General features: G+C 56.4%; 22 protein-coding genes. 14 read left to right on the forward strand and 8 right to left on the reverse strand.

Annotated features, from left to right (window positions below):
* The first annotated feature begins 316 nt into the window (after positions 1–316).
* The 7 genes from BLU89_RS18000 (at position 317) to BLU89_RS18030 (ending at position 9,564) form a co-directional block, all read left to right on the forward strand.
* The gene (locus tag BLU89_RS18000) at positions 317–1,945 is read left to right on the forward strand and encodes a peptide ABC transporter substrate-binding protein (RefSeq protein ID WP_074738625.1); all 1,629 of its coding nucleotides are present in this window, start codon (positions 317–319) and stop codon (positions 1,943–1,945) included.
* A gap of 66 nt (positions 1,946–2,011) precedes the next feature.
* Entirely contained in the window at positions 2,012–2,935 is a 924-nt protein-coding gene (gene oppB, locus BLU89_RS18005; protein WP_074738627.1) for an oligopeptide ABC transporter permease OppB, read from the forward strand.
* A gap of 10 nt (positions 2,936–2,945) precedes the next feature.
* Positions 2,946–3,875, forward strand: a complete 930-nt coding sequence (locus BLU89_RS18010) for an ABC transporter permease subunit (RefSeq protein WP_074738629.1) — start codon at positions 2,946–2,948, stop codon at positions 3,873–3,875.
* A 1-nt stretch (position 3,876) separates the two neighbouring features.
* A complete protein-coding gene (locus BLU89_RS18015; RefSeq protein ID WP_074738631.1) occupies positions 3,877–5,682 on the forward strand; it encodes an ABC transporter ATP-binding protein in 1,806 nt (601 codons plus the stop codon).
* A 219-nt stretch (positions 5,683–5,901) separates the two neighbouring features.
* Complete coding sequence (gene galU, locus BLU89_RS18020; RefSeq protein WP_074738633.1) at positions 5,902–6,795, forward strand: UTP--glucose-1-phosphate uridylyltransferase GalU; 894 nt, start codon at positions 5,902–5,904, stop codon at positions 6,793–6,795.
* Positions 6,796–6,866: 71 nt separating this feature from the next.
* Complete coding sequence (locus BLU89_RS18025; protein WP_074738719.1) at positions 6,867–8,303, forward strand: mannose-1-phosphate guanylyltransferase/mannose-6-phosphate isomerase; 1,437 nt, start codon at positions 6,867–6,869, stop codon at positions 8,301–8,303.
* A 178-nt stretch (positions 8,304–8,481) separates the two neighbouring features.
* Positions 8,482–9,564, forward strand: a complete 1,083-nt coding sequence (locus tag BLU89_RS18030; protein WP_245709787.1) for a DUF2793 domain-containing protein — start codon at positions 8,482–8,484, stop codon at positions 9,562–9,564.
* A 33-nt stretch (positions 9,565–9,597) separates the two neighbouring features.
* Here BLU89_RS18030 and fcl read toward each other — a convergent pair whose 3' ends face one another.
* The 5 genes from fcl to BLU89_RS18055 all read right to left on the reverse strand — a co-directional run bounded on the left by fcl (position 9,598) and on the right by BLU89_RS18055 (position 14,213).
* A complete protein-coding gene (fcl, locus tag BLU89_RS18035) occupies positions 9,598–10,584 on the reverse strand; it encodes a GDP-L-fucose synthase (RefSeq protein WP_074738635.1) in 987 nt (328 codons plus the stop codon).
* A 1-nt stretch (position 10,585) separates the two neighbouring features.
* Positions 10,586–11,710, reverse strand: coding sequence for a GDP-mannose 4,6-dehydratase (gene gmd / locus BLU89_RS18040; protein ID WP_074738637.1), 1,125 nt, complete (start codon positions 11,708–11,710; stop codon positions 10,586–10,588).
* Between the two features lie 105 nt (positions 11,711–11,815).
* Positions 11,816–12,895, reverse strand: a complete 1,080-nt coding sequence (locus BLU89_RS18045) for a helix-turn-helix domain-containing protein (protein WP_083347794.1) — start codon at positions 12,893–12,895, stop codon at positions 11,816–11,818.
* 59 nt (positions 12,896–12,954) lie between these two features.
* Positions 12,955–13,692, reverse strand: a complete 738-nt coding sequence (locus tag BLU89_RS18050; protein ID WP_074738639.1) for a hypothetical protein — start codon at positions 13,690–13,692, stop codon at positions 12,955–12,957.
* Entirely contained in the window at positions 13,689–14,213 is a 525-nt protein-coding gene (locus BLU89_RS18055; protein ID WP_083347798.1) for an RNA polymerase sigma factor, read from the reverse strand. Before BLU89_RS18055 ends, BLU89_RS18050 begins: the two co-directional genes overlap by 4 nt.
* Before the next feature lie 98 nt (positions 14,214–14,311).
* Here BLU89_RS18055 and BLU89_RS18060 point away from each other — a divergent pair, with 98 nt between their 5' ends.
* Positions 14,312–14,893, forward strand: coding sequence for a YceI family protein (locus BLU89_RS18060; protein WP_074738643.1), 582 nt, complete (start codon positions 14,312–14,314; stop codon positions 14,891–14,893).
* A gap of 38 nt (positions 14,894–14,931) precedes the next feature.
* On the opposite strand, the gene BLU89_RS18065 is transcribed toward BLU89_RS18060, so the two are convergent.
* From BLU89_RS18065 to BLU89_RS18075, 3 genes are all read right to left on the reverse strand, one after another.
* Complete coding sequence (locus BLU89_RS18065; protein WP_074738645.1) at positions 14,932–15,954, reverse strand: trans-3-hydroxy-L-proline dehydratase; 1,023 nt, start codon at positions 15,952–15,954, stop codon at positions 14,932–14,934.
* Positions 15,955–16,018: 64 nt separating this feature from the next.
* Positions 16,019–17,077: an ABC transporter ATP-binding protein gene (locus tag BLU89_RS18070; protein WP_074738647.1), complete on the reverse strand. Its 1,059-nt coding sequence runs from the start codon at positions 17,075–17,077 to the stop codon at positions 16,019–16,021.
* Positions 17,074–17,868 carry an IclR family transcriptional regulator gene (locus BLU89_RS18075; protein WP_074738649.1) on the reverse strand — a complete coding sequence of 265 codons (795 nt, stop codon included), beginning with the start codon at positions 17,866–17,868 and terminating at the stop codon, positions 17,074–17,076. The genes BLU89_RS18070 and BLU89_RS18075 overlap by 4 nt, the downstream gene beginning before the upstream one ends.
* A gap of 140 nt (positions 17,869–18,008) precedes the next feature.
* Between BLU89_RS18075 and BLU89_RS18080 the strand changes: the two genes are divergently transcribed.
* The 6 genes from BLU89_RS18080 (at position 18,009) to BLU89_RS18105 (ending at position 25,030) form a co-directional block, all read left to right on the forward strand.
* A complete protein-coding gene (locus tag BLU89_RS18080) occupies positions 18,009–19,268 on the forward strand; it encodes an ABC transporter substrate-binding protein (RefSeq protein ID WP_074738651.1) in 1,260 nt (419 codons plus the stop codon).
* A gap of 94 nt (positions 19,269–19,362) precedes the next feature.
* Positions 19,363–20,289 (forward strand): carbohydrate ABC transporter permease, encoded by a 927-nt coding sequence (locus BLU89_RS18085; protein WP_074738653.1) that lies wholly within the window; start codon positions 19,363–19,365, stop codon positions 20,287–20,289.
* Between the two features lies 1 nt (position 20,290).
* Positions 20,291–21,139 (forward strand): carbohydrate ABC transporter permease, encoded by an 849-nt coding sequence (locus BLU89_RS18090; RefSeq protein ID WP_074738655.1) that lies wholly within the window; start codon positions 20,291–20,293, stop codon positions 21,137–21,139.
* Positions 21,140–21,161: 22 nt separating this feature from the next.
* Positions 21,162–22,502 carry an alpha-glucosidase/alpha-galactosidase gene (gene melA, locus BLU89_RS18095; RefSeq protein ID WP_074738657.1) on the forward strand — a complete coding sequence of 447 codons (1,341 nt, stop codon included), beginning with the start codon at positions 21,162–21,164 and terminating at the stop codon, positions 22,500–22,502.
* A gap of 51 nt (positions 22,503–22,553) precedes the next feature.
* Positions 22,554–24,263 (forward strand): IlvD/Edd family dehydratase, encoded by a 1,710-nt coding sequence (locus tag BLU89_RS18100; RefSeq protein WP_074738659.1) that lies wholly within the window; start codon positions 22,554–22,556, stop codon positions 24,261–24,263.
* Positions 24,263–25,030 carry an SDR family NAD(P)-dependent oxidoreductase gene (locus BLU89_RS18105; protein WP_074738661.1) on the forward strand — a complete coding sequence of 256 codons (768 nt, stop codon included), beginning with the start codon at positions 24,263–24,265 and terminating at the stop codon, positions 25,028–25,030. The genes BLU89_RS18100 and BLU89_RS18105 overlap by 1 nt, the downstream gene beginning before the upstream one ends.
* Positions 25,031–25,034: the final 4 nt, after the last annotated feature.

Below are 25,034 nucleotides of genomic sequence, written 5' to 3' on the forward strand. Positions count from 1 at the left end.
TGTCACGGCTGCGAAGTGTTTCAGAATAATGTTTCCAAGCCTCCGCCTGTTACAGTTTCTTTCGACCTTTGTACGCGCAATGGACCTCAAAACACTTTACCTTTGCCGGAAAACTGACAGGTTCTTCGGCAGTGAAAGACGAGTTTCGCATTTAATTCTCCGAAATTGCCTGACGCATGAGGACTAAAAATTTCGACTCCGACTCGATCTAGATCAAAGTGAAGTCATAGCAAATGCCGGAGACACAATGGCAGACGAGCGCCCGCCGCACCCGCGGCTCGGACGCCCGAAGCCGTACTAAAATGGGAGTAAACACATGAACAAAATAATCCGAACCTCACTGGCGGGACTGCTGTCCTCGACCATCATTACCGGCGCAGCGATCGCTGCCGGAACTCATCCCGAAACCGGCGAAGCGCTGGCGGATGATCAGACCTTTACCTATCGCATCCTTGATGAACACAGCTCGGTCGACCCACAGGTGGTCGAGGACGTAACAGGTGCCGAGATCGTGCGCGACCTGTTCGAGGGCCTTATGAACCAGGACGAAGATGGCAATCTTGTTCCCGGCGCCGCCACCGGCTTTACAGTCAACGACAGCAAAGACGTCTACACCTTTACCCTGCGCGATGAGGCGAAGTGGTCGAATGGTGACCCGGTCACAGCGGGTGATTTCGTTTACGCTTGGAAACGCGCCGTTAATCCCGAACTGTCGTCGCCTTACGCCTGGTTTATGGAGCTGATGTCCATTGAAAACGCCGCCAGCATCATCGCCGGCGAAAAGCCTGTGGATGAGCTGGGCGTCAAAGCAATTGACGACAAAACGCTGGAAGTCCGCCTGAGTGCCCCTCTGCCCTACTTCCCGCAGATGACCACACACTCGACCACCTTCCCCGCTCCACAAAAAGTGATTGAAGAGTTCGGCGATTCATGGACCAAGCCGGAGAACATCGTCTCGAACGGCGCGTATGTTCTGACCGAGCACCTGCCGCAGGAACGCTCGGTGCGCGAACGCAACGAAATGTACTGGGACAACGATAACACCATCATCGACAAAGTCGTGGCCCTGGTTATCAATGACGAGAACGTCGCTCTGACCCGTTATATGGCCGGAGAACTGGACCGCACTGAAATTCCTGCCGGTCAGTATCCACGTCTGAATCAAGAGCATCCGGAAGAAGCCCTCAGCTTTCCGCGCCTGTGCAACTATTACTACACGTTCAACGTGTCCGATAGCGGCCCTGAGGCGTTCAAGGACCCGAATGTACGTCAGGCCCTGTCTCTGGCGGTAGATCGCGCGATCATCACCGAAAAAGTTAAGGCGGGCGGTGAACCTCAGGCCTTCACCTTTGTTCCCGAAGCCACTGCCGGTTTTGCAGTTCCGGCCGTTGAAATGGCATCCATGAGCCAGGCAGAGCGTGATGAGCTGGCCAAAGAGCTGCTGGCTGAAGCCGGTTATGGCCCGGACAACCCGCTTAGCTTCGAGATGGTTTACAACACCGATGAAGCCCACAAAAAAATCGCGGTCGCCGTGAGCCAGATGTGGAAGCAGAAGCTGGGCGTTCAGGTCGAACTGGCCAACATGGAGTGGAAAGTCTTCCTGGAGGAGCGTGGCAACCAGAACTTCGACCTGGCGCGTGGCGCTTGGTGTGGCGACTATAACGAAGCTTCGACTTTCCTGGACCTGCTGCAATCAGATTCCGGTTACAACGACGGCAAGTACAACAATACGCGCGTTGATGAGCTTTTGGCCGAGGCAAAAACCTCAAACGATCCGGCGCCGCTTTACACCGAAGTTGAGCGGATCATCGCACAGGAAACCCCTGTGATACCGATCTACCACTATGCCGGTGTCTACATGATGGACAGCGATGTGGGGAACTGGCCCGTCAACAACGTCGAGCAGAACTGGTACTCGAAGAACCTCTACAAGCTCGCCGAGTAATTGTCATTGAACCGCGCCCTGTCCCGGAGGTTTCCGGGGCAGGGCCAATAAATATGGGGGCATGAAATGCTTGCCTACAGTCTTCGGCGACTGCTGGTCGCCATTCCGACGATCTTGCTGCTAATCGTCGCCTGTTTCTTCCTGATGCATGTCGCGCCCGGCGGGCCGTTCACTTCGGAACGCGCATTACCGCCGCAGGTTCTGGCCAATATCGAGGCGCGCTATGGATTGGACCAGCCGCTGTGGAAACAGCTCTGGGACTATCTTTACAACATCGTGGTGCATTTCGATTTCGGCCCATCCTTCAAGTTCAAGGACCGGGACGTCAATGACATCATCGCACAGGGCTTCCCGATCTCGCTGACCTATGGTTCACTGTCGTTTCTGCTTGCGACCGCCGTGGGTGTCAGCCTCGGCATCGCGGCTGCGATCAAACACAATAGCTGGATCGACTATATCGCCGTCGGTCTAGGCATCGCGGCGCAGGCGTTGCCGAACTTCATCATGGGCCCGATCCTGATCCTGACCTTCACTCTCTGGTTGGGTTGGCTGCCCGGTGGTGGTTGGAACGGGGGCCAATGGCAATATCTGATCATGCCGGTGATCGCGCTGGCAACGTCCTACATGGGCTCGATCGCAAGGATTACACGCTCATCGATGCTGGAGGTTTTGAATTCAAACTTCATTCGCACGGCACGAGCCAAAGGTCTGCCGACCCGAACCGTGATCTGGCGCCATGCGTTGAAGCCGACCTTGCTGCCAGTTGTCTCATACCTCGGACCGGTGTTTGTCTATGTCCTTACAGGGTCAGTCTTTGTTGACATCTATTTTTCGACCGGTGGTCTGGGGCAGGCTTATGTCGGTTCTGCCTTATCACGCGACTATGCCGTGCTGCTGGGTGTCACCATCCTCTACGGCGCATTGACCGTAGTTGTGAACCTACTGACCGACCTGGCTTATGCCTGGTTTGATCCGAAAATCCGCTACTGAGGGGCAGGCAATGCTTGGAAAATCACAAAAAGCCGCCCACCTGGCCGAAGAAATCACTGATTACACGGTCATTCAGGGGCGCTCGCTCTGGCAGGACGCGCGAATGCGTTTTGTCCGGAACAAGGCTGCGATGGCGAGTATATTCATACTGGGGCTGATCGTACTCTTCACTATCATTGGACCATTTTTTGCAGTCTGGAACAATGAAGAGATCGACTGGAATGTTATGGGAGACGTACGTGGTATGGGGATGCCATCGGTCGAGTCCGGACATTTTTTCGGTGTCGATGATCTTGGACGTGACTTATACAGCCGCGTCATTCAGGCGACCACTACGTCTTTGCTGGTAGGCCTGATCGGGGCCGCAACCGCGCTGATTGTCGGCACATGCTATGGCATCGCAGCCGGCTATATCGGCGGGCGGACCGACAGTGCCATGATGCGCTTTGTGGATATCCTGCTGGCAATCCCGGCAACTCTGATCATCATCCTGCTGCTCGTGGTTGCGGGGCGATCCTTCTTCATGCTGTTCATCGCTCTGGGTGCAGTCGGATGGCTGACGATGGCGCGGATTGTACGAGGGCAAACCCTGACCCTGAAGAACCGCGAGTTCATCGAAGCTGCCCGCGCCGCCGGTGTCAGCGAGTTCACCATCATGTATCGCCACATCCTGCCCAACCTGCTGGGTGTTGTGATCGTATACGCCTCGCTTCTGGTGCCCGAGATGATCCTGACCGAAAGTTTCATTTCATTCCTGGGGCTCGGAATTTCGGAACCCTACACGTCTTTGGGTCGTCTGATTGCCGAAGGGGCCGGAACCATGGCGTATGGCACACTATGGCAACTGTTGTTCCCTCTTACATTCTACGTCGCCATCATCATCACCATGTTCTTTATCGGTGATGGTCTGCGTGACGCTTTGGACCCGAAGGATCGCTGAAATGAGTCTGTTTTCCGTAAAGGACCTGAGCGTCCGGTTTGATACTCCTGATGGCGTTGTTGAGGCCGTCAAAGGCATCAGTTTCGACATCAAACCCGGCGAGTGTCTAGGCATCGTGGGTGAAAGCGGGTCCGGCAAAAGCCAGACGTTCATGGCGGCGATGGGCCTGCTGCCATCCGCTGGCCACGCCTCGGGTTCTGCACAGCTGAACGGCAAGGACATCCTGAACCTGCCCGTGAGTAAGCTCAACAAGATACGCGGCTCTGACGTCGGCATGATCTTTCAAGACCCGCTGACGGCGTTGACGCCGCATCTGCGGGTTGGTCAGCAAATGCGTGAGGTTCTGCAAGTCCACGAGGGCCTTCAGGGATCGACAGCACGCCAGCGATGCCTTGAGTGGCTCAATCGTGTGCGCATTCCCGAAGCGGCCCGACGTCTGGATCAGTATCCGCATGAGTTGTCTGGCGGAATGCGCCAGCGCGTAATGATCGCTATGTCTATGCTGTGCAATCCCAAGCTGCTGATCGCGGACGAGCCTACCACTGCGCTCGATGTCACCGTACAGGCAGATATTCTGGACCTGATGGAGCGACTGCAAAAGGACGAAGGCACCGCCATTGCGCTGATCACCCACGACATGGGGGTCGTTGCACGTATGTGCGACCGTATTCAGGTCATGCGCATGGGTGAGTTTGTTGAGGCTGGTGAAGCCCGCGAAATCTTCCGGTCACCACAGCATGACTACACCCGCACGCTGTTGGATGCGATGCCGCGCATCGATGCAGGCGATGCGCCCAATGCGCTGCCGCAGACGGAAGAGCCTTTGCTCAAGGTCGATGACGTCAAGGTTCACTTCCCGATCCATGTTTCTGGCGGGCTGTTCGGGCACAAAGTGCCGTTGAAGGCAGTTGATGGCGTCAGTTTCGACATTCGAAAAGGTGAAACTCTGGGCGTAGTAGGTGAATCTGGTTGTGGTAAATCCACGTTAGCGCGGGCGATCCTGCAATTGATCGAGCCCAGCGGAGGAAATGTCAGCTGGTTGGGACACCCGATTGTCGGGTTGAAACGGGCTGAATTGAACAAGTACCGCAAAGATCTGCAGATCGTGTTTCAGGACCCTCTGGCCAGCCTTGATCCACGGATGACCATCTCGGCCTCAATTGCCGAGCCGTTGAGAACCTATCGCCCTGATCTTACGGAGCGGGAGCGCAAGGCAATGGTCGCCGAGATGATGGAGCGTGTTGGCCTGAACGCCAACATGATCAATCGATATCCGCACGAGTTGTCCGGTGGGCAGAACCAGCGTGTTGGTATCGCGCGTGCAATGATCAACAAGCCAAAGCTGATCATATGCGACGAAGCTGTGTCTGCACTGGACGTGTCCATTCAAGCTCAGATCGTCGGATTGTTGCGAGAATTGCAACAAGAATTTGGCCTGTCGATGATCTTTATCAGCCACGATTTATCCGTAGTGCGCGCAGTTTCCAACAGGATCATGGTGCTGTACCTCGGCCGCATTGTCGAACTGGGCGATGGTGAGGTGATCTGTTCCGAACCGATACACCCCTACACCAAATCCCTAATCTCGGCGGTTCCAATTCCAGATCCCGACGTCGAACGCAGCCGCCAAAGACTTAAATTGCCTGGAGAATTACCCTCACCCATGGACCCGAAAGCGGCCTTGCGCTTCTTGCCCAGCCGATTGTCAGCAGGGCAAACCAATTATGTGCCCTTGCTCAGCGAGGTTGCACCTGATCATTTCGTTGCGGAACACGACCCACTCGAAGTGATTATGGCCAATACCTGAACCAACGCGCGCCCAGACCCAACCGGCCTTTGGCGCGCGTTTCCTACATAGCAGGAAGCGGAGATGTTTCGTTTTGACTCTGCACTCAAGTTAATGGCAGATTCCCACGAGCCCGTGACAGACCAGTTGGGTGAGATTGATTGATACGAATTTAAGTCTTATGTGAGGGCTCCGGCATCACCAAGAAACGCCGGCAATACATAGAATTTGCGAGGTAACATGGTACGCAAGGTCACCAAGGCGATTTTTCCGGTTGCGGGGATGGGTACGCGGTTTCTTCCGGCGACAAAATCGGTGCCGAAAGAAATCATGACTCTGGTCGACCGTCCGCTGGTTCAATACGCCATCGACGAAGCACGCGCGGCAGGGATCACGGAATTCATCTTTGTGACTTCGCGTGGCAAGTCAGCGCTTGAGGATTACTTCGATCACAACCTCGTGCTGGAACAGGACCTCAAGTCTAAAGGTAAAGACGAGCTGCTTGAGATATTGAACGCCACCAATATGGAAAGCGGTGCGATCGCCTATATCCGCCAGCACAAAGCGTTGGGATTGGGTCACGCTGTCTGGTGCGCCCGTCGGCTGATCGGGGACGAACCTTTTGCGGTGATGTTGCCTGATGATGTGATTGCATCGGACAAACCCTGCCTGCAGCAGATGGTCGAAGCCTATGAGGAAACCGGCGGCAATATGGTGGCTGCCATGGAAGTTCCCAATGAAAAGACAAGCTCTTATGGAATTCTGGATACGGGCCAGAATGTCGGCACCGTTGTCAGGGCCAAGGGCATGGTGGAAAAACCTAAACCCGAGAATGCGCCATCAAACCTCGCCGTGATTGGCCGATACATTCTGGGTCCTTCGGTCCTATACAATCTGAACCAGAAAAGGAAAGGCAGCGGTGGCGAGATCCAGCTGACCGACGCGATTGCTGAAGATATCGGTAATGGCGTGCCTGTTTTTGGCTACAAGTTCGACGGACAACGGTTCGATTGCGGGTCGAAAGCCGGATTCCTGCAGGCCACGGTCTCTTTCGCATTGGCCCGCGACGACCTGCGCGACGACCTGAATCAATACCTGCATGATATCGTTGCCTCGGACCGAGCCGCGCAATAGTCAAAGATGCTTCACCTGATCAGCATTCATTGCGATGGTTCGAATTCAAAGGCTCAGAAGAGGCAGGCATCATGAGTACGATCTATCCTGTAATCCTATGTGGCGGGTCCGGTACGCGGCTTTGGCCTTTGTCGCGCAAAAGCTATCCCAAGCAGTTTGTACCGCTGATCGGTGAGACCAGCCTGTTACAGCAATGCGCTGAACGGCTGCGAGGCCCGGCCGATACGCCTTACGCGAAACCCCTGATCCTGACCAACGAAGCCTTTCGCTTCGTGGTTCCCGAACAACTGATGGCCATCGGGGTAGACCCCGGTCCGATCCTGATCGAACCCGAAGGGCGCAATACCGCTCCGGCTGTTCTGGCCGCCGCCCTGCGCCTTTTCTCAGACGATCCCGACGCGATGATGCTAGTGGCCGCATCGGATCACGTCATTCCTGACACCTCTGCCTTTCACACGGCCGTGGCCGAAGGTGCGCGCACCATTGCCGAGCGTGGAGATCTGGTTACGTTCGGAATCACACCCGATCGGCCCGAGACAGGCTATGGTTACTTGAAACTTCGCCAAGTTCCTGACGCATCAGGTACCCCTGTGCAGCTCGACCGGTTCATCGAAAAACCAGACTTGGACAGCGCCAAAGCGATGGTGAGCGAAGGTAGCTACCTTTGGAATTCCGGCATCTTCCTGTTTGCAGTCCGCGATATCCTCGCTGCATTTGACCAATATGCCCGGGAACTCGTGGCGCCCGTTAAAAAAGCGATTGAGCAGGCGCAGTCAGATCTGGGCTTTCTGAGGCTTGATCCGAAAGCCTGGAGTTCAGTTCAGGATATTTCGATTGATTATGCGGTGATGGAAAAGGCCGACAATCTGAGCGTGGTCCCCTATGCTGCCGGGTGGTCAGACGTGGGCAGCTGGTCCGCCGTACAAGCGCTGAGCAACCCTGATGCAGATGGCGTTGCAACCTCTGGTGAGGTGACTGCAATTGATTGCCGTAATGTGCTGGTCCGGTCGGAATCACCTGCGCAAGAAGTTGTGGCAATGGGGCTGGAAAACGTGATTGCGGTCGCGATGCCGGATGCGGTGCTGGTCGCCAGCGTGGATCGGGCTCAGGACGTCAAGCAGGCGGTTTCAGCCCTGAAGGCAAAGGGTGCGAAGCAGGCAGAATCCCTGCCTGTTGATCACCGCCCCTGGGGGTGGTTCGAAAGCCTCGTCATCGGGGATCGATTCCAGGTCAAGCGTATCCACGTCCATCCCGGCGCATCGTTGAGCCTGCAATCACACCATCACCGGTCCGAACACTGGATAGTTGTGGAAGGCACCGCAGAAGTGACGATTGACGACAAGGTTCAGCTCGTGTCTGAAAACCAGTCGGTCTACGTTCCTTTGGGGGCGGTGCACCGTATGGTAAACCCCGGCAAGGTGCCGATGGTTCTGATCGAAGTGCAGACCGGAACCTATTTGGGTGAAGATGACATAATTCGCTACGAGGATGTCTATGCGCGTGACTGAGGTCGGCGCACAGGCAACCACAGATCAACAGTACGGGTGGCTGCACCGCAGGAGCCACTCTGTTTTCAGGCTGAAATCCTAACAAATCGAAACCCGGGCGCTCGGCTCGGTCAGGCAGGATTCATACGCATCACGGCAGTGTGGCGCGCAATCATCGTCGGACCGGAACCACAGGAGGATGCCCGTGACACAGAACTCTCCCCGTTTGAACCTGCCTTACCTGCAACCTGCGCAAGCCCAGAAGCATGTCACCCATAATGAGGCGCTGCGAGCGCTGGATCTGGTGGTGCAACTGAGCGTTGCCTCACTGAACGCAACTGTCCCGCCTGCAACCCCCCAACAAGGCGAAACACATGCGATCGGCGCCGCCCCAACCGGAGATTGGGCCGGACATGCCGGTAAATTGGCGGCATGGCTAGACAATGCCTGGCATTTCTTGACCCCTGACGTGGGATGGCGGGCTTGGGATCAGGGCGCTGACAAGCTTATGGTCTGGGACGGATCGGCCTGGGTTGAGCCGCCGGTCAGCACCCAGAATCTGAACGGGGTTGGTATCGCAACCGGATCGGATAGCACCAACCGTCTGGCGGTGCGCAGCCCAGCCACCTTGCTGACCCACGAAGGCAGTGGCCACCAGCTAAAGATCAACAAAGCCAGTGCAGGCGACACCGCCTCATTGTTGTTTCAATCGAACTGGACCGGCTATGCCGAGATGGGCCTGTCTGGCAGCACTGACTTTTCCATCAAGGTCTCTCCGGATGGGGGGAGTTGGGTCGAGGCCTTGCGATTTGACGCCGCAACCGGCGGCGTTGGTGGGTCGGCAGTCCAAAGCAGTGCTGATGACATCACATCCGGCCGCCTGATGCGCGCCGATTACGGCTATGGTCCGGGTAATGTGCTGGGCACTGTGTCCGAAACCAACGGCGCCCCCACCGGAGCGGTGATTGAACGGGGCAGCTCTGCAAATGGTGATTATGTCCGGTTTGCTGACGGTACACAGATCTGTACTGCGACATTGGGTGGAGTGGGATGCACGTCTGCAATCGGAGCACTGTTTGCCAGCGGCTCAGCCACGTGGGATTTCCCCATCAGCTTTGCTTCAGGAAGTGTTCCAGCGCTCAGCGGAAATGGCGGTGGGATCGGTCGTTTCATAGGCTTTGATGTTCCTTCGGACAGTCAGGCGATCTATCAGGTCATGGCAGCATCCTCTGATGCTTCAACCATTGCCCCGACGGTCATCGCGATCGGTCGCTGGTTCTGACAATCCAGACCGTTCGGACCACCGTCCGGACGGTCACCTCTCGCGCAACTCAGTATCAGACTGGCGCAGAAACCACGCATAGGTCTGCTGAATTCCGTCTTCGAGACCAATCCGAGCTTGCCAGCCCATTTCAGTCAGTCGCGACACATCCATCAGCTTTTTCATCGTGCCATCCGGTTTACTCCGGTCATAGGTGATCCGCCCGGTGAACCCGATGACACGCGCAACGGTCGCTGCGAGTTCCGCGATCGAGATATCCCTGCCGATGCCCACGTTGACGTGACTCATCATCGGATGTGTATTCACTTCATAGACGTCTCGCGGAAGGTCCAACACGAACAAAGACGCGTCTGCCATATCATCGACATAGAGGAACTCGCGTCGGGGCTTTCCCGTGCCCCAGATCATAATCTCATCAAGCCCGTCACGTTGCGCCTCGTGAAAACGGCGGATCAAGGCCGGAAGCACGTGGCTGTTTTCCGGATGGAAGTTGTCGCCCGGGCCATACAGGTTGGTCGGCATGACGGATCGATAATCGACACCGTGTTGCCTGTTGTAGCTCTCGCAAAGCTTGATACCGGCAATCTTGGCAATGGCGTAGGGCTCATTCGTTGGCTCCAGAGGTCCGGTCAGCAACGCGGTTTCGCGCATGGGCTGGGCGGTCTCGCGCGGATATATGCAAGAGCTTCCGAGTTGCAACAACCGCGTGACCCCAGCAGCAAAGGCCTGATGGATCACGTTGCATTCGATCATCAGGTTCTCGTAGATAAAATCCGCCGGATAGGTGTTATTTGCATAAATACCGCCCACGCGGGCCGCAGCCAGGATCACGATGTCAGGACGTTGTGCACGCATGAAGCTCTGCACCTGGGCCTGATCGGTCAGGTCCATCTCGGCACGTGTGTGCGTGATCAGTTCAATAGCTTCGCCAGATTGTTGGCGCCGCTGCAGTTTTCGCAGAATTGCACCCCCAACCATACCGCCATGGCCTGCTACATATATTCTGCGTGCGCTGGCCATCTCAGCCACTTTCCCGAGTGACCGGAGCGGCGAGCCCATGTTCCTTAAGCAGAGTGTTGCGCCGGGCTATCTCCAGATCTTCGGCAATCATCTCGGCACATAACTCCTGAACGGTTGTCTCGGGCTCCCATCCCAGCTTTTGCTTGGCCTTCGAAGGATCCCCCAGCAGCGAATCCACCTCTGCCGGACGGAAGTATCGAGGGTTGATCCGCATCACGATGTCACCAGCAGTCAACGCCGGTGCCTTGTCCCCATTAACCTCTCGGACAATGGCCACTTCGTCGATACCCTCGCCCGAAAATTCGAGTACGATGCCCAGTTCCGAAGCGGACCATTCGATGAACTGACGCACCGAATTTTGCTTGCCGGTGGCGATTACGAAATCTTCGGGCGATTCCTGCTGCAACATCAGCCACTGCATCTTCACATAATCACGCGCGTGTCCCCAGTCGCGCAGGCTGTCGATATTGCCCATGTGCAAACAGTCATCCAACCCTTGAGCTATATTGGCAAGGCCCCGGGTTATCTTGCGCGTCACGAAGGTCTCACCGCGCCGCGGGCTTTCGTGGTTGAACAGGATACCGTTGCAGGCATACATCCCGTACGCTTCTCGATAATTCACTGTAATCCAATAGGAATACAGTTTGGCCACCCCATAAGGTGAGCGCGGGTGAAACGGGGTCGTCTCACGTTGCGGGGTTTCCTGTACCAGACCATAAAGCTCTGAAGTCGAGGCCTGATAAAACCGTGTCTTATCCTCAAGCCCCAGAAACCGGATCGCCTCCAACAGCCGCAGCGTACCCAGCCCGTCCACATCCGCTGTATATTCAGGCGCTTCAAAACTGACTGCGACATGGGATTGCGCCCCGAGGTTATAGACCTCATCGGGCTGCACTTCCTGAATGATCCGGGTCAGATTCGAGGTATCACTCAGATCTCCGTAATGCAGATGTAACTTGGGATCCGGCTCGTGCGGGTCCTGATAGATGTGGTCGATCCGCTGCGTATTGAAGGAAGACGCACGACGCTTGATGCCATGAACCTCATAGCCTTTGGCAAGCAACAGCTCGGCCAGATACGAGCCGTCCTGACCCGTTATGCCGGTTATCAGTGCCGATTTGCTCATGATGATGTCCCGATGGTTCAAATTCGCCTGCTTATTCTTCCAGAAACAGCAAGACCCGATCGAATGCAAGTCAACGCAGCTTGCGATGGTTCAGAGCAAAGCCGATTACAAGGCAGCCGTCCAAACGCGATATCGGCCCTGCCCCGTAACTTCACGGATCAAACCTCGTCGGCTGAACCGGTCCAGATTTCGTTGCACCGCTGCCCGGGAAGCTTGGGTTAGCTCTTCAGCCAGAGGGGCAGAAACCATCGGCCATGCGGCTAACACATCGATCAGCACTGGCGGGGTTCGCCCGCTCAGCCCTGATGTCGCTTCGCGGGCGCGCTTTTCCCATGCATTGATCCGCTCCAGATGCAGCAATGCCGCGAGTGAGGCCTGACCGGCACCCCGTATCCACGCCGCCAGCTTTTCAGCCACTGTCCCTGCGCCGCGCAGCGCGCCCGGACCTGACAATGACAGTGGCATAAATAATGCCCCTTTCCGCCCCATGCCGGCAGCATGACGCGCAGCGATAATGGCGGCTTCGGTATCCTGACCGATGCCCGGGGACAGCGCGCGCCATGCGTGAAACCCGACCGCGGCCTGGGTCACCGGGTGCAAACCGGCTAAATTGCCCATTACCTCAGCCAGATCAATCACCGCCTCGGTCGCATCTTCGAACCCCTGTGCCTGACGGTCGAGAAACGCAGTCAGACCGGCTTCCCACCCGCCCTCAGATGGTTCGGCACCCGAAGATAAACGCCGCACAGCCCATCCTGCCCTGTACAGAGCCTGAACGTCGTCGCTGGTTGCTCCAATCCGCAACCCGGTCCACAGCGCGAGGCGGTCGACACTGATCCGGTCGCCTGTCCACCAGCCCAGATCCGACACTTCCATCAAAGCCAGACGGTGCCCCCAGCCACGGGGACCCGCGCGCAGGCGCTCATCCAGGGCACCGAATGTCACGGCCAGATCAGCAAGTTCTGCCGCAAGCTCTGATTGGGCCATCCGCCAGTCTCTTGGGTCGAACAACATTGGCTGATCGGGCCGCGGCATGGACGGTAGAAAAACCTCGGGGTCTTCATCGTCAGCAGGAGGGAGGAACCACAGATCCTCTTCGTCCGGCGGATCGGTGTCGTAAATGCTGCGAGGGCCCTCTTCGTCGGCCTCTTCATCCGGGTTTGGTATTAGGGGGGGCGGCTTCATGTCGGATATTCTTCGGACATTTGTCGCAGTTCACAAGAGGTTTTCCGATTTCCCACAGTTCAGCCCGAAAAGGCCTCGGTCAGAACACTTAGTTCACCGCTCAGATCCGTCTGGCCGTCACCGCCCAGCAGCATATAGCCATAGCCGTCGCGAGCCCATGTCGCAGTCGCCAACCCGCTCAGAACCGCAAGATTCAAATCCTTCGCCGGGGCATTTGGGCCCTGCCGGATTACACAAAACGCAAACGGATTCCCTCGGGCATCTGCAAATACGACCTGCACCAACGGCTTGCCTTTGAACGAGAGCACCTGAGCGCGTTTTAGATCGAGGCCCGGCAGGTTCTCCAAAAGATCGCGGCTCAGAGACCGCCCCAACAAAGCCTCGGCCTGAGCAAACTGCGCGTCCAGTTCTTGCGGAGAATTGTCCAGGGAAGCAATCGTTTCGGATGAATAGAGTGACTGATAGATCGCAGCCTGCTCGGCCCAGCCCAAAGCCTTCGGTCGCGTCACCCAGAAGGTTGCAGACACTGCGATTACGGCAACCGAAGCCGCAACCGCCAGTAAACGGAGAGGCCCGGCATTGGATTGCGGCGCGGCGGTCACGGGCAGATCAATCGATGGAGTCTCGGCAGGCACGGCCTCAAATACCTGCTTTACGACAGGGGCATACGGATCCAGCGCCATCAGATGGGACTCGAGCGTAGGATCTTCAGCAACCGCGTCTTCGATGACGCGGGCTTGGGCCTCATCAAGGCTGCCTTCCAGATAGGCCAGAAGTGTTTCGTCGGAAAACTTCATTTGCCACTCCGTCGCACGGTGTCAGTACCGCCATGCTGCATTACGGTTTTCAGTTTCTGCCGGGCATTGGACAGCCGGCTCATGATTGTACCGATGGGTACGTCCAACATAGCCGCAGCTTCGCGGTAGCTGTAGCCTTCAACAAACACAAGCATCACCGTTTCGCGTTGCGCCTCTGGCAGTTGCATCACTTGGGTAAACACCTGAGCGGCGAAAATATTCGTTTCTGAATCGGGTCCGTGTGCAACCAATTCCGCTTCGGGTGTGACCGACAATGCCTGCGCCTTGCGCACAGACCGCGACCGTATCTCGTTCAGCCAGATCGAGCGGCAGATTGTCATCAACCAACTATCCAATCGCTCATATGACGTAACCTGATGGTGCTTTTCCAACGCACGCAAGGCCGTTGCTTGCAGCAAATCGTCCGCAACATCCGAGGCGCCCGACAGCGCCAGCCCAAACCGCCAGACCCGTTTCGAATGGGTCTGGATCGCGCCGCGTACGGCTTGTTCGGTGCTCATTTCAACACTCATCGAATAAATCGCGACCTGTGTGTGTTTGCTTGGATATGGGACCGGGTCCGCTTGGTCTGAACTGTCATAGACTCTGGAGGAATGAAATGAAACTTCTGTTCAAGACAATCACGATTGCGTCGGCCTTTGTTGCAGGTCCGGTGTTGGCTGCTGATTGGACACTGAACCCCGACACCTCACATCTGGCCTACGGCACGGTTAAGATCGACGATGTGGGCGAGGTCAATTCCTTCACCAATCTCTCTGGTCATGTCAGCGATGACGGCAAGGTTACGATCGATATTGATCTGTCCTCGGTCGAAACGAACATCGACATCCGCAATGAGCGAATGATTGAATATGTGTTCCGCAAGGCCTCAAGGGCAACCCTGACCGCAGAGATCGATATGGACGAAGTAACCAAGCTGGACGTGGGTGCGAGCAACACATTTGAGGTGGATGCGAAACTGGCGCTGGCGGGAACCGAGGTTGAGTTCCACACTGGTATGTTCATTCTGCGACTGGCCGACGATGCGGTTATGGTTTCAACCAACGACATGGTATTCATCAGCACCGAAGATGCGGGCGTTTCGGCTGGAGTCGACAAGCTAATGGAGCTTGCGCAGCTTCCCAGCATCACCCGTACCGTACCGGTGACCGCGCGATTGATGTTCAGTCTCGACAGCTGAAACCAGTGTCACAGCACGGGGTCGTATTCGACCCCGGATTAAGCCCCCCAAGTATCGCTCAGGCGATAGCCACCCGGCCAAGGATCCTCAGGATCCAGCATGTGCTGATGCGTACCAGTGATCCAGCCTCGCCCCGAGATTTCCGGTGTGATTGCCACGCGCCCATTCAGATCGAGCTGATCCACGATACGACACTGAAACTCGCTGTCGATGACCGAACGGGCATGGTAGCGGTCATTCATCGTCATTTGCCCCTTGGCCAGCAATACGGCCATCCGGGCCGAAGCACCGGTGCCACAAGGTGAACGATCCAGCTTACCCGGTTTGATGGCGACAGTATTACGTCCGGTGAGAATGTCGCCCTGCCGATCAAGCGGGCCTGCAATCTGGCAGAAGGAAATATGGCGCCAATCCGTTGTGGGGTGATCAAACCCAAGCTGTTCATTGGCGGCATCGGTGATGCGTGCGCCGGTCCTGGCAAGATCAGCCCCTTCATCAGGCGTCAGGTCAAAACCCAGATCGGCGGCATCGGCGATTGCAAAACTGTCGCCACCAAACGCGGTATCCACCCGCAGCGTTCCGATCCCCTCAACCTCGATATGGGCATCCAATTTGTCGACGAAGCTTGGCACGTTCTGCACAAAGATACGTTCGGCCTTGCCATTGCGGCATTCGGCACGCACGCGAACCAGCCCTCCGGGGGCTTCAAGCGTCAGATGTGTTACAGGCTCTTGTATAGAGAGGATACCGCTGTCCAGCAGCACCGTTGAGACGCAAATCGAGTTTGAGCCTGACATAGGCGGCGTGTCTTCCGGTTCCATGATGATGAAGGCTGCATCCGCCTCGGCATTCTTGGGCGGAACAAGCAGATTCACATGGCGAAAAACACCGCCGCGGGGTTCATTCAGCATGAAATTCCGCAGTGTCTGGTCATCGGCGATGAAGGACCTCTGATCCCACACAGTCTCGCCGGGGGGCGGGGCCACTCCTCCGACAATGACGTCGCCTACCTCTCCCTCGGCATGGGCCGAGATGACATGGATGGTTTTGGAACTGCGCATTGGGCCCTCTTGGAAACAGTTGGTCTATGCGCAGTCATCCAAAATTGGCCGCCTCTGGCAAGTCTTAACGCAGTCGCTGGCCAGTCTCAGAATCGAACAGCATCGCCCGTTCAGCCCGCACCGAAAGCCCGATGCGGTCACCCGTCGTACTGCGCTGGTCGTCCCTCTCTTCCACAATCAGCTTATCGCCGTTCGGTGTCAGCAGATAAGAATAGGACACACCGCCAAGTGCTTCGGTCAAATCGACCGTACAGGTGTCACCGTTTCGATCCACATGAATATGCTCTGGTCGAATTCCCAGCGTCACTTTCGTTGCTCCAGTGGGAACGCTTTCGGTTACTGGTATGGAATCGACCAGCGCAGGATGGCGCACCACACCGTCCACGACCTCGCAATCCAGAAAGTTCATGGCAGGAGAGCCGATGAAACCCGCCACAAATTTGTTGTCTGGGTTACGATACAGGTCCATGGGGGCACCCACCTGTTCAATCCGGCCGTCACGCAAAACCACGATCTTATCGGCCATGGTCATCGCCTCAACCTGATCATGCGTGACATAGATCATCGTTGCGCCGATTTCCTGATGGAGCCGCGCAATCTCGACCCGCATTTCTACGCGCAGTTCCGCATCAAGGTTCGAAAGGGGTTCGTCGAACAGGAACACTTCGGGGCCACGCACAATGGCACGCCCGATCGCCACCCGCTGACGCTGACCACCGGACAATGCCTTTGGTTTGCGCTTTAGGTACGGGTCCAGCTTTAGGATATTCGACGCTTCTTGAACCTTTTGCTCAATCTCGGCCTTGGCGACACCGTTCATCCGCAGACCAAAGCCCATATTCTCGGCCACTGTCATGTGCGGGTAAAGCGCGTAGGTCTGGAACACCATCGCCACACCACGCTTGGCAGGGTCAACATGCGTGACTTCACGAGCACCGATGTGAATTTCCCCATCCGAAGTTTCTTCCAGCCCGGCGATCATCCGCAACAGCGTGGACTTGCCGCAGCCCGATGGACCAACGAACACGCAAAACTCACCATCTTCAATCTGCAGATCGATCCCATGAATGACCTGAGTTTGGCCATACCGTTTGATCGCGCCTATCAGGGTTACACCTGTCATGTTGCTTGCATCCTATTTTGTTGGCCCTCAGGGAACCGCCATGCCTGTGCTTCTGTGCCGATCTGTTCCGCGACGCGCCGAACACGGGGCACCCAGGATTCCAACTGCTCGAAATCCATCCTCCCGGTCGATCCCGTCACCGAGAGCGCGCCCAACATGCGGCCGCCGGTGGTCAGGATCGGGCAGGAAATGCAGATGATGCCGGGCTCATGCTCTTCATCATCAACCGCGTAACCCCGGCTGCGAATAAGTTCGAGGTCTGCCCGCAAAGCCTCTTCCGAGGCCAGTGTCTTGTCGGTAAACCGATGAAAGCTTTGCTGTGAGATCGTCTTTTTCAGTTGCGCTTCGTCAAGATGCGCCATCATCGCCTTGCCGACACCGGTGCAGTAAGCCGGACCAACTTTGCCCGCCTCTGAATACATCTCGATCGGTCGCTGCGCATTACGTTTATCCACATAAAGCACCTGTCCGGAATCAAGCTGCGCCAGATGAACGGTTTCCCCGGTCTCTTGGCTGAGCGCGTCCAGATACGGGCGCGCAATCGGCGCTAATGAACTTTGCGTCCATGCCGAATGTGCCAACCGCACCAATCGCATCCCCGGCGAATACGTTTGCCGTTCCGGTTCATAATGCAGCATGCCTTGATTGGTCAGCGATTGCAGAAACCGGTACAGCGTCGCCTTGGGGAACGCGCTGCTTTCCAGCAACTCCCCGAACCGCACCGGTCGCTCGAACGCTGCGACCTGTTCAAGCACGTCACATGCTTTTCCTATTGTTCCGTCACCTGCCACGGGTGCCTAATCTCCTCCACTTTCCCCCGTCCTTGATTACGAGGGTCTTGACAAGACTAGCCGAGTCGATGTGTAGTTTTCAATATATAAAACTAGGTTTCATTAATTGGAACCAATATGGAAGCTTAAGGGAGGAAACCATGCATTCCATGTTCAAGCGCACCGCGGCCGCGTTGGCCGCCAGTGTGGCACTTGCTGCGCCGGTTGCAGCCGAGCTGACCGGCGAACTGCGAATCTTCCTCGATACATCCAACCCGGCGCCGCGTGCGACGATGGAAGCGATGATCGAGCGGTTCGCGGCCGAACACCCCGGGTTGGAAATTGAAACCACCGTGATCGACCGCGAAGCGTATAAAACCCAGATCCGCAACTTCCTGACGGCGGACACGCCGGACGTTGCCACATGGTACGCCGCGAACCGGATGAAACCTTATGTCGAAGCAGGCCTGTTCGAAGACGTATCGGACCTGTGGGCGGAACCAGAAATTGCGGATAACTTGGCATCCACCAAAGGTGCGATGACCATAGACGGCAAGCAATGGGGCGTGCCCTACACTTACTATCAGTGGGGTGTTTATTATCGCAAAGACATCTTTGATGAACTTGGCTTGACCGAACCAACCACCTGGGAAGAAGAGCTGGCCAATTGCCAGAAGATCGTCGATTCCGGTCGTGCCTGCTATACCATTGGCACCAAGTTCCTGTGGACTGCAGGTGGCTGGTTTGACTACCTGAACATGCGCACAAACGGGTTCGATTTCCACAACCAGCTCGCCAATGGTGAAATCAGCTGGGAGGACGACCGGGTCAAGCAGACTTTCGCCAACTGGAAACAGCTGATCGACATGGGGGCGTTCATCGACAACCACCAGACCTATAGCTGGCAAGAAGCGCTGCCCTTCATGGTCAACGGTGAAGCGGCGGCTTATCTGATGGGTAACTTCGCCGTGGCACCTCTGCGCGAAGCCGGTCTAAGCGATGACCAGATCGACTTCTACCAGTTCGTTGCCATCAACCCTGATGTCGAATTGGCAGAAGACGCGCCGACAGACACGTTCCACATCCCGGCCAATGCCTCGAACAAGGAAGCCGCTCGTGAGTTCCTGCGTTTCGCTGTGTCCGCTGATGAACAGACCGAAATAAACAACGGCGCAAACCTCGGCCAATTGCCTGTGAACGCACAATCTGCGGTGGATGAGGACAAGTTCCTGCAGCAGGGATTTGAGATGCTGTCGTCCAACAGCCCCGGCGGTGTTGCCCAGTTCTGGGACCGTGACGCGCCGGCAGAAATGGCCAAGGCTTCAATGGAAGGCTTCCAGGAATTCATGGTCAAGCCGGACAACGCTGACCGCATTCTGGCCAAGCTGGAACGTGCGCGCCAGCGCATCTACGACAACTGATTTGGCCTGGGCCGGGCTGAAGCCCGGCCTACGTCACCCTCAATTGTAGGGCGGGCATCAACCCGCCTTCACCCCACCAGACCCGAGATGTTCCATGACCGCAGCAGTTGACGCCCCAGAACAAGAAAGCTGGTTCCATAGAAATCAACAGCGCATCGCGCCGTGGTTGTTCCTGGCCCCGGGTCTGCTCTTTTTCATGGTCTATGTAATCATCCCCGTATTTCAGTCCTTCAACCTATCCCTCTATGAATGGGACGGCTTAGGTGCTGCGGAATATGTTGGCTTTCGCAACTACGAGAACCTCTATTGGGAATTGTACGACCGGGATGCGTTCTATATTTCCCTCAAAAACAACCTCATTTGGCTGATCCTCTATCTGGCAGCTATTCCTGCGGGACTGTTCATCGCGCTATTCCTGAACCAGACGGTTTGGGGCATCCGCCTGTATAAGTCTTTGTTCTTCTTTCCATTCGTCATCTCTCAGGTTGTCGTTGGCCTTGTCTTTACGTGGTTCTACGATCCAACTTTCGGCCTACTGAACGAATTTCTCGGGTTCTTTGGCCTCGGCCCGCTGAACGTGCTGGGCGACGAACGATTCGTAACCTATGGCATCATCTTCGCAGGTCTCTGGCCACAAACCGCTTATTGCATGATCCTGTATCTGACTGGCTTGAACGCTGTGGACCCCGAACAGATAGAAGCCGGACGTCTGGACGGGGCTAAAAGCTGGCGGATGCTGTGGCACATCATCCTGCCGCAACTACGCCCTGCAACGTTCATCGCCTTCGTCGTGACCATCATTGGCGCGCTGCGCAGCTTCGACCTCATTTCGATCATGACACAAGGTGGACCGTTTGGATCATCCCGCGTGCTGGCCTATTACATGTTCGAGGTTGCCTTGTCTGAATACGGTTTCCGCATGGGATACGGAGCAGCCATCGCGGTGATCCTGTTCCTCATCATGCTCTGCTTCATCGCCTATTTCCTGTGGTCGATGTACCGCGAAGAGAAGGGGCACTAAGATGTTTCCCAAACCCATCGAAAAACAACCCCGCGCGGCGCAGATCACCTATCAGGCGATGCTGCCACTGGCCTTGCTTTTATGGCTTGGTCCCTTGCTAGCGGTAGCACTGTTCTCGGTCAAACCTGCTGCCGATTTCACCAACGCGAATTACTGGGGAATGCCGTCCAGCTTTGAAGGCGCGTTCAACTATGGGCAAGTTTTCTTCAACTCGGATATGCCGCGCTATCTGTTGAATTCGTTCCTGATCACCGTCCCGACCGTGATCGGAGCCGTAGCGCTCAGCTGCATGACGGGTTTTGCGCTGGGGATCTACAAGTTCAGATCGAACATCTGGATTTTCTTCATGTTCGTCGCGGGCAACTTCGTGCCCTTCCAAATCCTGATGGTCCCTGTGCGTGATCTGACGCTTGAATTGGGCCTCTATAACACCAAAACCGGGCTCGTGCTGTTCCACATCGCTTTCCAGACCGGATTCTGTACGCTTTTCATGCGCAACTTTATCCGGGCCCTGCCCTTTGAACTGATCGAAGCCGCACGGGTCGAGGGCATCAGCGAATGGCGGATTTTCTGGTACGTTGTTCTACCACTGATGAAACCCGCCATTGCCGCACTCAGCGTGTTAATCTTCACCTTCATCTGGAACGACTATTTCTGGGCTGTTGTCCTGACCCAGGGCGCAGAAAGCCAGCCTGTTACAGCAGGGATCACCAGTTTCAATGCGCAGTTCAGGGCCGCCTACCAACTCATGAGTGCGGGTTCGATCGTTGCTGCATTGCCACCGGTAGCCATGTTCTTCCTGATGCAGAAACATTTCATCGCGGGTCTCACCCTAGGTGCCGTAAAATAACGTCAAATTAGAGGGTTTCCTCATGACCAAGATCACCTTCATTGGTGCGGGTTCCACGATATTCATGCAAAATATCATGGGTGACGCCCTGCTGACCCCCGCCCTCGCGGACAGCCATTTTGCTCTGATGGATATCGATCCGATACGCTTGGCCGAGAGCGAGGCCGTGGCCAAAGCCATGATCCGCTCGGTGGGTACTGGTGCAACTATCTTGACCCACACCGACCGTCGCGCTGCGCTGGACGGAGCAGATTTTGTGATCACCGCCTTTCAGGTTGGCGGGTATGAGCCGTGCACCGTAACGGATTTCGACATTCCCAAAAGATACGGCCTGCGCCAGACGATTGCCGATACGCTGGGCGTAGGTGGCATCATGCGCGGCTTGCGCACTGTGCCAGTCCTGTGGGGTGTCGCGCAGGACATGATGCAGCTGTGCCCCAACGCGACGCTCTTGCAATACGTGAATCCCATGGCGATCAACACATGGGCACTGGCCGAGCAGTTTCCAGCGTTGAAACAGGTCGGCCTCTGCCATTCAGTCCAGAACACGATCGAGGAACTGGCCCATGATCTGGACCTGCCCAAAGACGAAATTCGCTACAAGGTCGCAGGCGTCAACCACGTCGCCTTTTTCCTGCGTCTGGATCATCAGGGCCGCGACCTCTACCCGGCGCTGCGCCGGGGATATGCGCAAGCTGCACTGCCCAAATCCCCACTGCTGATGCCGCGCTGCCCCAACAAGGTGCGGTACGAAGTGATGGATCATCTAGGTTATTTCTGCACCGAAAGCTCTGAACATCTGGCAGAGTATGTTCCATGGTTCATCAAGGACGGCCGGCAGGATCTGATCGAACAGTTCTCAATCCCGCTGGACGAATATCCAACCCGTTGCTTGGAACAAGTCGCCAACTGGAAAGAACAGGCCAAAACCCTGACCGATGGTCGTGACGTCCACGTCAATCGCAGCCACGAATTCGCCGCCGACCTGATGAATGCCATCATCACCGATACGCCCTATGTCGCCTATGGCAACCTGCCCAATACCGGTCAAGTCACGCAGCTGCCTTTGGGCGCCGCGGTGGAAACACCTTGCCTTGTGGACAGCAACGGCGTCCAACCCTCAGTTGTCACAGATATCCCGCCGCAACTGATTGCGCTGATGCGGACCCAGATCAACGTGCAAGAGCTAACGGTGCGGGCGCTTACAGAACAAAACCTCGAACATATCTACCACGCTGCCATGATGGATCCGCATACTGCTGCCGAGTTAGACCTGAGGCAGATCCGCAGCCTTGTCACCGATCTGCTGACCGCCCATGCCGACTGGCTGCCAGACTGGTGCCGCCCGGCCCGCGCCGCTTGAACCACCGGAAACCGCCCAATTCTAACATCAGCCAGAAGCACAGAGCCAAAAATGACCAAGAAACGCCGCTCACAGCATTGGTACGGAAAACTCGACAAGGATGGGTTCATTCACCGGTCGTGGATGAAGAACCAGGGCTTTCCGGATCACGCATTCGACGGACGCCCCATAATAGGCATCTGTAACACATGGTCCGAACTGACCCCATGCAACTCGGGCCTGCGTGATCTGGCCGAAGGGGTCAAACGCGGCGTGTGGGAGGCGGGCGGCTTCCCAGTGGAATTCCCGGTGATGTCGCTGGGCGAAACCCAGATGAAGCCCACCGCAATGTTGTTCCGCAACCTGCTGGCCATGGATGTCGAGGAATCGATCCGTGCCTACGGTATCGACGGCGTTGTCCTGCTGGGTGGGTGCGATAAGACCACACCAGGGCAGTTGATGGGTGCAGCCTCGGTCGATTTGCCCTCGATCGTGGTCAGTTCCGGACCGATGCTGAACGGCAAGTATCGCGGGCAGGATATCGGCTCGGGTACTGACGTCTGGAAGTTTTCCGAAGCCGTGCGCGCCGGAGAAATGACACTTCAGGATTTCATGAACGCTGAATCCGGCATGTCACGCAGCGCGGGTGTTTGTATGACCATGGGTACTGCCAGCACCATGGCCTCACTGGTCGAGGCGATGGGTATGAGCCTGCCCACCAACGCCGCCCTACCTGCCGTTGACGCCCGCCGCATGGCACTGGCGCATCTGACCGGAAAACGAATTGTTGAGATGGTCGACGAGGATCTCAAGCCCTCGGACATTCTGACCAAGGAGGCGTTTGAAAACGCTATCCTCGCCAATGCCGCCGTCGGGGGATCAACCAACGCGGTGGTCCATCTGCTGGCGCTGGCAGGTCGTGTTGGCGTCGATTTGACACTGAAAGACTTTGAAATCGGGTCGGAAATCCCGCTGTTGGTCAACTGTATGCCCTCAGGCAAATACCTTATGGAGGACTTCTGCTATGCAGGCGGCGTACCTGTGGTTCTGAATGAACTGAAACCCTTCCTGCGTCCGGCTAAAACCGTTCTGAACAAGGATATCTCGGCGCATTTTGGTGGGGCTGAGTGTTTCAACAAAGACGTCATTCGTCCCTTCGACGATCCGGTGAAGCCCGCCGCTGGCCTGCGTGTTTTGCGCGGAAATCTTGCGCCCAACGGGGCCATCGTGAAACCTTCGGCTGCGACAGATGCTTTATTGGAAACTGAGGCCGAAGCTTTCGTTTTTGAAAATATCGAAGATCTGAAGGCCAATATCGACCGGGATGATCTGCCGGTAACCCCCGAGACTATTCTGGTCCTCAAAGGCTGTGGCCCTAAGGGATATCCGGGGATGCCTGAAGTTGGGAACATGCCGATCCCGGCCAAGCTGGTCAAAGAAGGCGTGCGTGACATGATCCGCATCTCGGATGCGCGCATGTCTGGCACCGCATTCGGTACAGTTATCCTGCACGTTAGCCCCGAAGCTCAGGCCGGTGGTACGCTGGCCTTGGTCAAAACCGGCGACCGAATACGTGTGTCCGCCAGCAAGGGCGAACTGGACCTGCTTGTCGATGAAAAGGAACTGGACGCCCGCCGCGCCCTGTGGCAACCGGACGATCCGCATTATACGCGCGGGTATGCGAAACTCTATATCGACCACGTGCTACAAGCCGATCGCGGCGCGGACCTTGATTTCCTTGTCGGTAAAGACACGCGCCTTGTGACAAGAGAGAGCCATTGATGGATCAACCTGCTACATTTCAAGACCTGCGCGGCGCATCCGTCTACATTACTGGCGGAGGATCGGGCGTTGGCGCCGCGCTAACCGACGGCTTCATGGGCCAAGGTGCAAATGTCACCTTTATCGGTCGGTCGGACGCGAGTGCCTTCGTCGAAGAAATGCGTGACAAGCACGGCCGCGCGCCCGTGTTTTTGAAGGGCGACATGACAGACACCGAATTGTTGCATGCAACCATGGCCAAAGCGGCCGAAGCCCACGGCCCGCTGAATGTATTGGTCAACAACGCGGCCAATGACAAGCGCCACGCACTTGAAGACACCACTCCCGACTTCTGGGATTGGATGATCGAGGTGAACCTTAAGGCCTACTATTTCGCCTGTCAGGAAGCTGCGCGCCAGATGAAGGACAATGGTGGCTCGATCATCAATTTCAGCTCGATCAGCTACATGATGGGGAATGCTGGCTATCCGATCTACACCAGCTCGAATGCAGCGATCACTGGAATGACACGTTCTTTGGCGCGCGAGCTAGGGCCGCAAAAAATCCGCGTGAACGCGTTGGCACCCGGCTGGGTTCTGACGCAGAAACAGCTGGATTTGTGGGCCACGCCGGAAGATCTGGCAGCGCATTTGGACCGCCAATGCCTGAAAGAGCATCTAACCCCCGAAGACATCATCGCACCGACCCTGTTTCTGGCTTCAAGCGCAAGCCGCGCGATGACGGGCCAGTGCATGGTTGTTGACGGCGGCGTTGTGGTAACGGGGTGATGCT

It is taken from the genome of Ruegeria halocynthiae (assembly GCF_900106805.1).
In the GTDB taxonomy this organism is placed as follows: Bacteria; Pseudomonadota; Alphaproteobacteria; order Rhodobacterales; family Rhodobacteraceae; genus Ruegeria; species Ruegeria halocynthiae.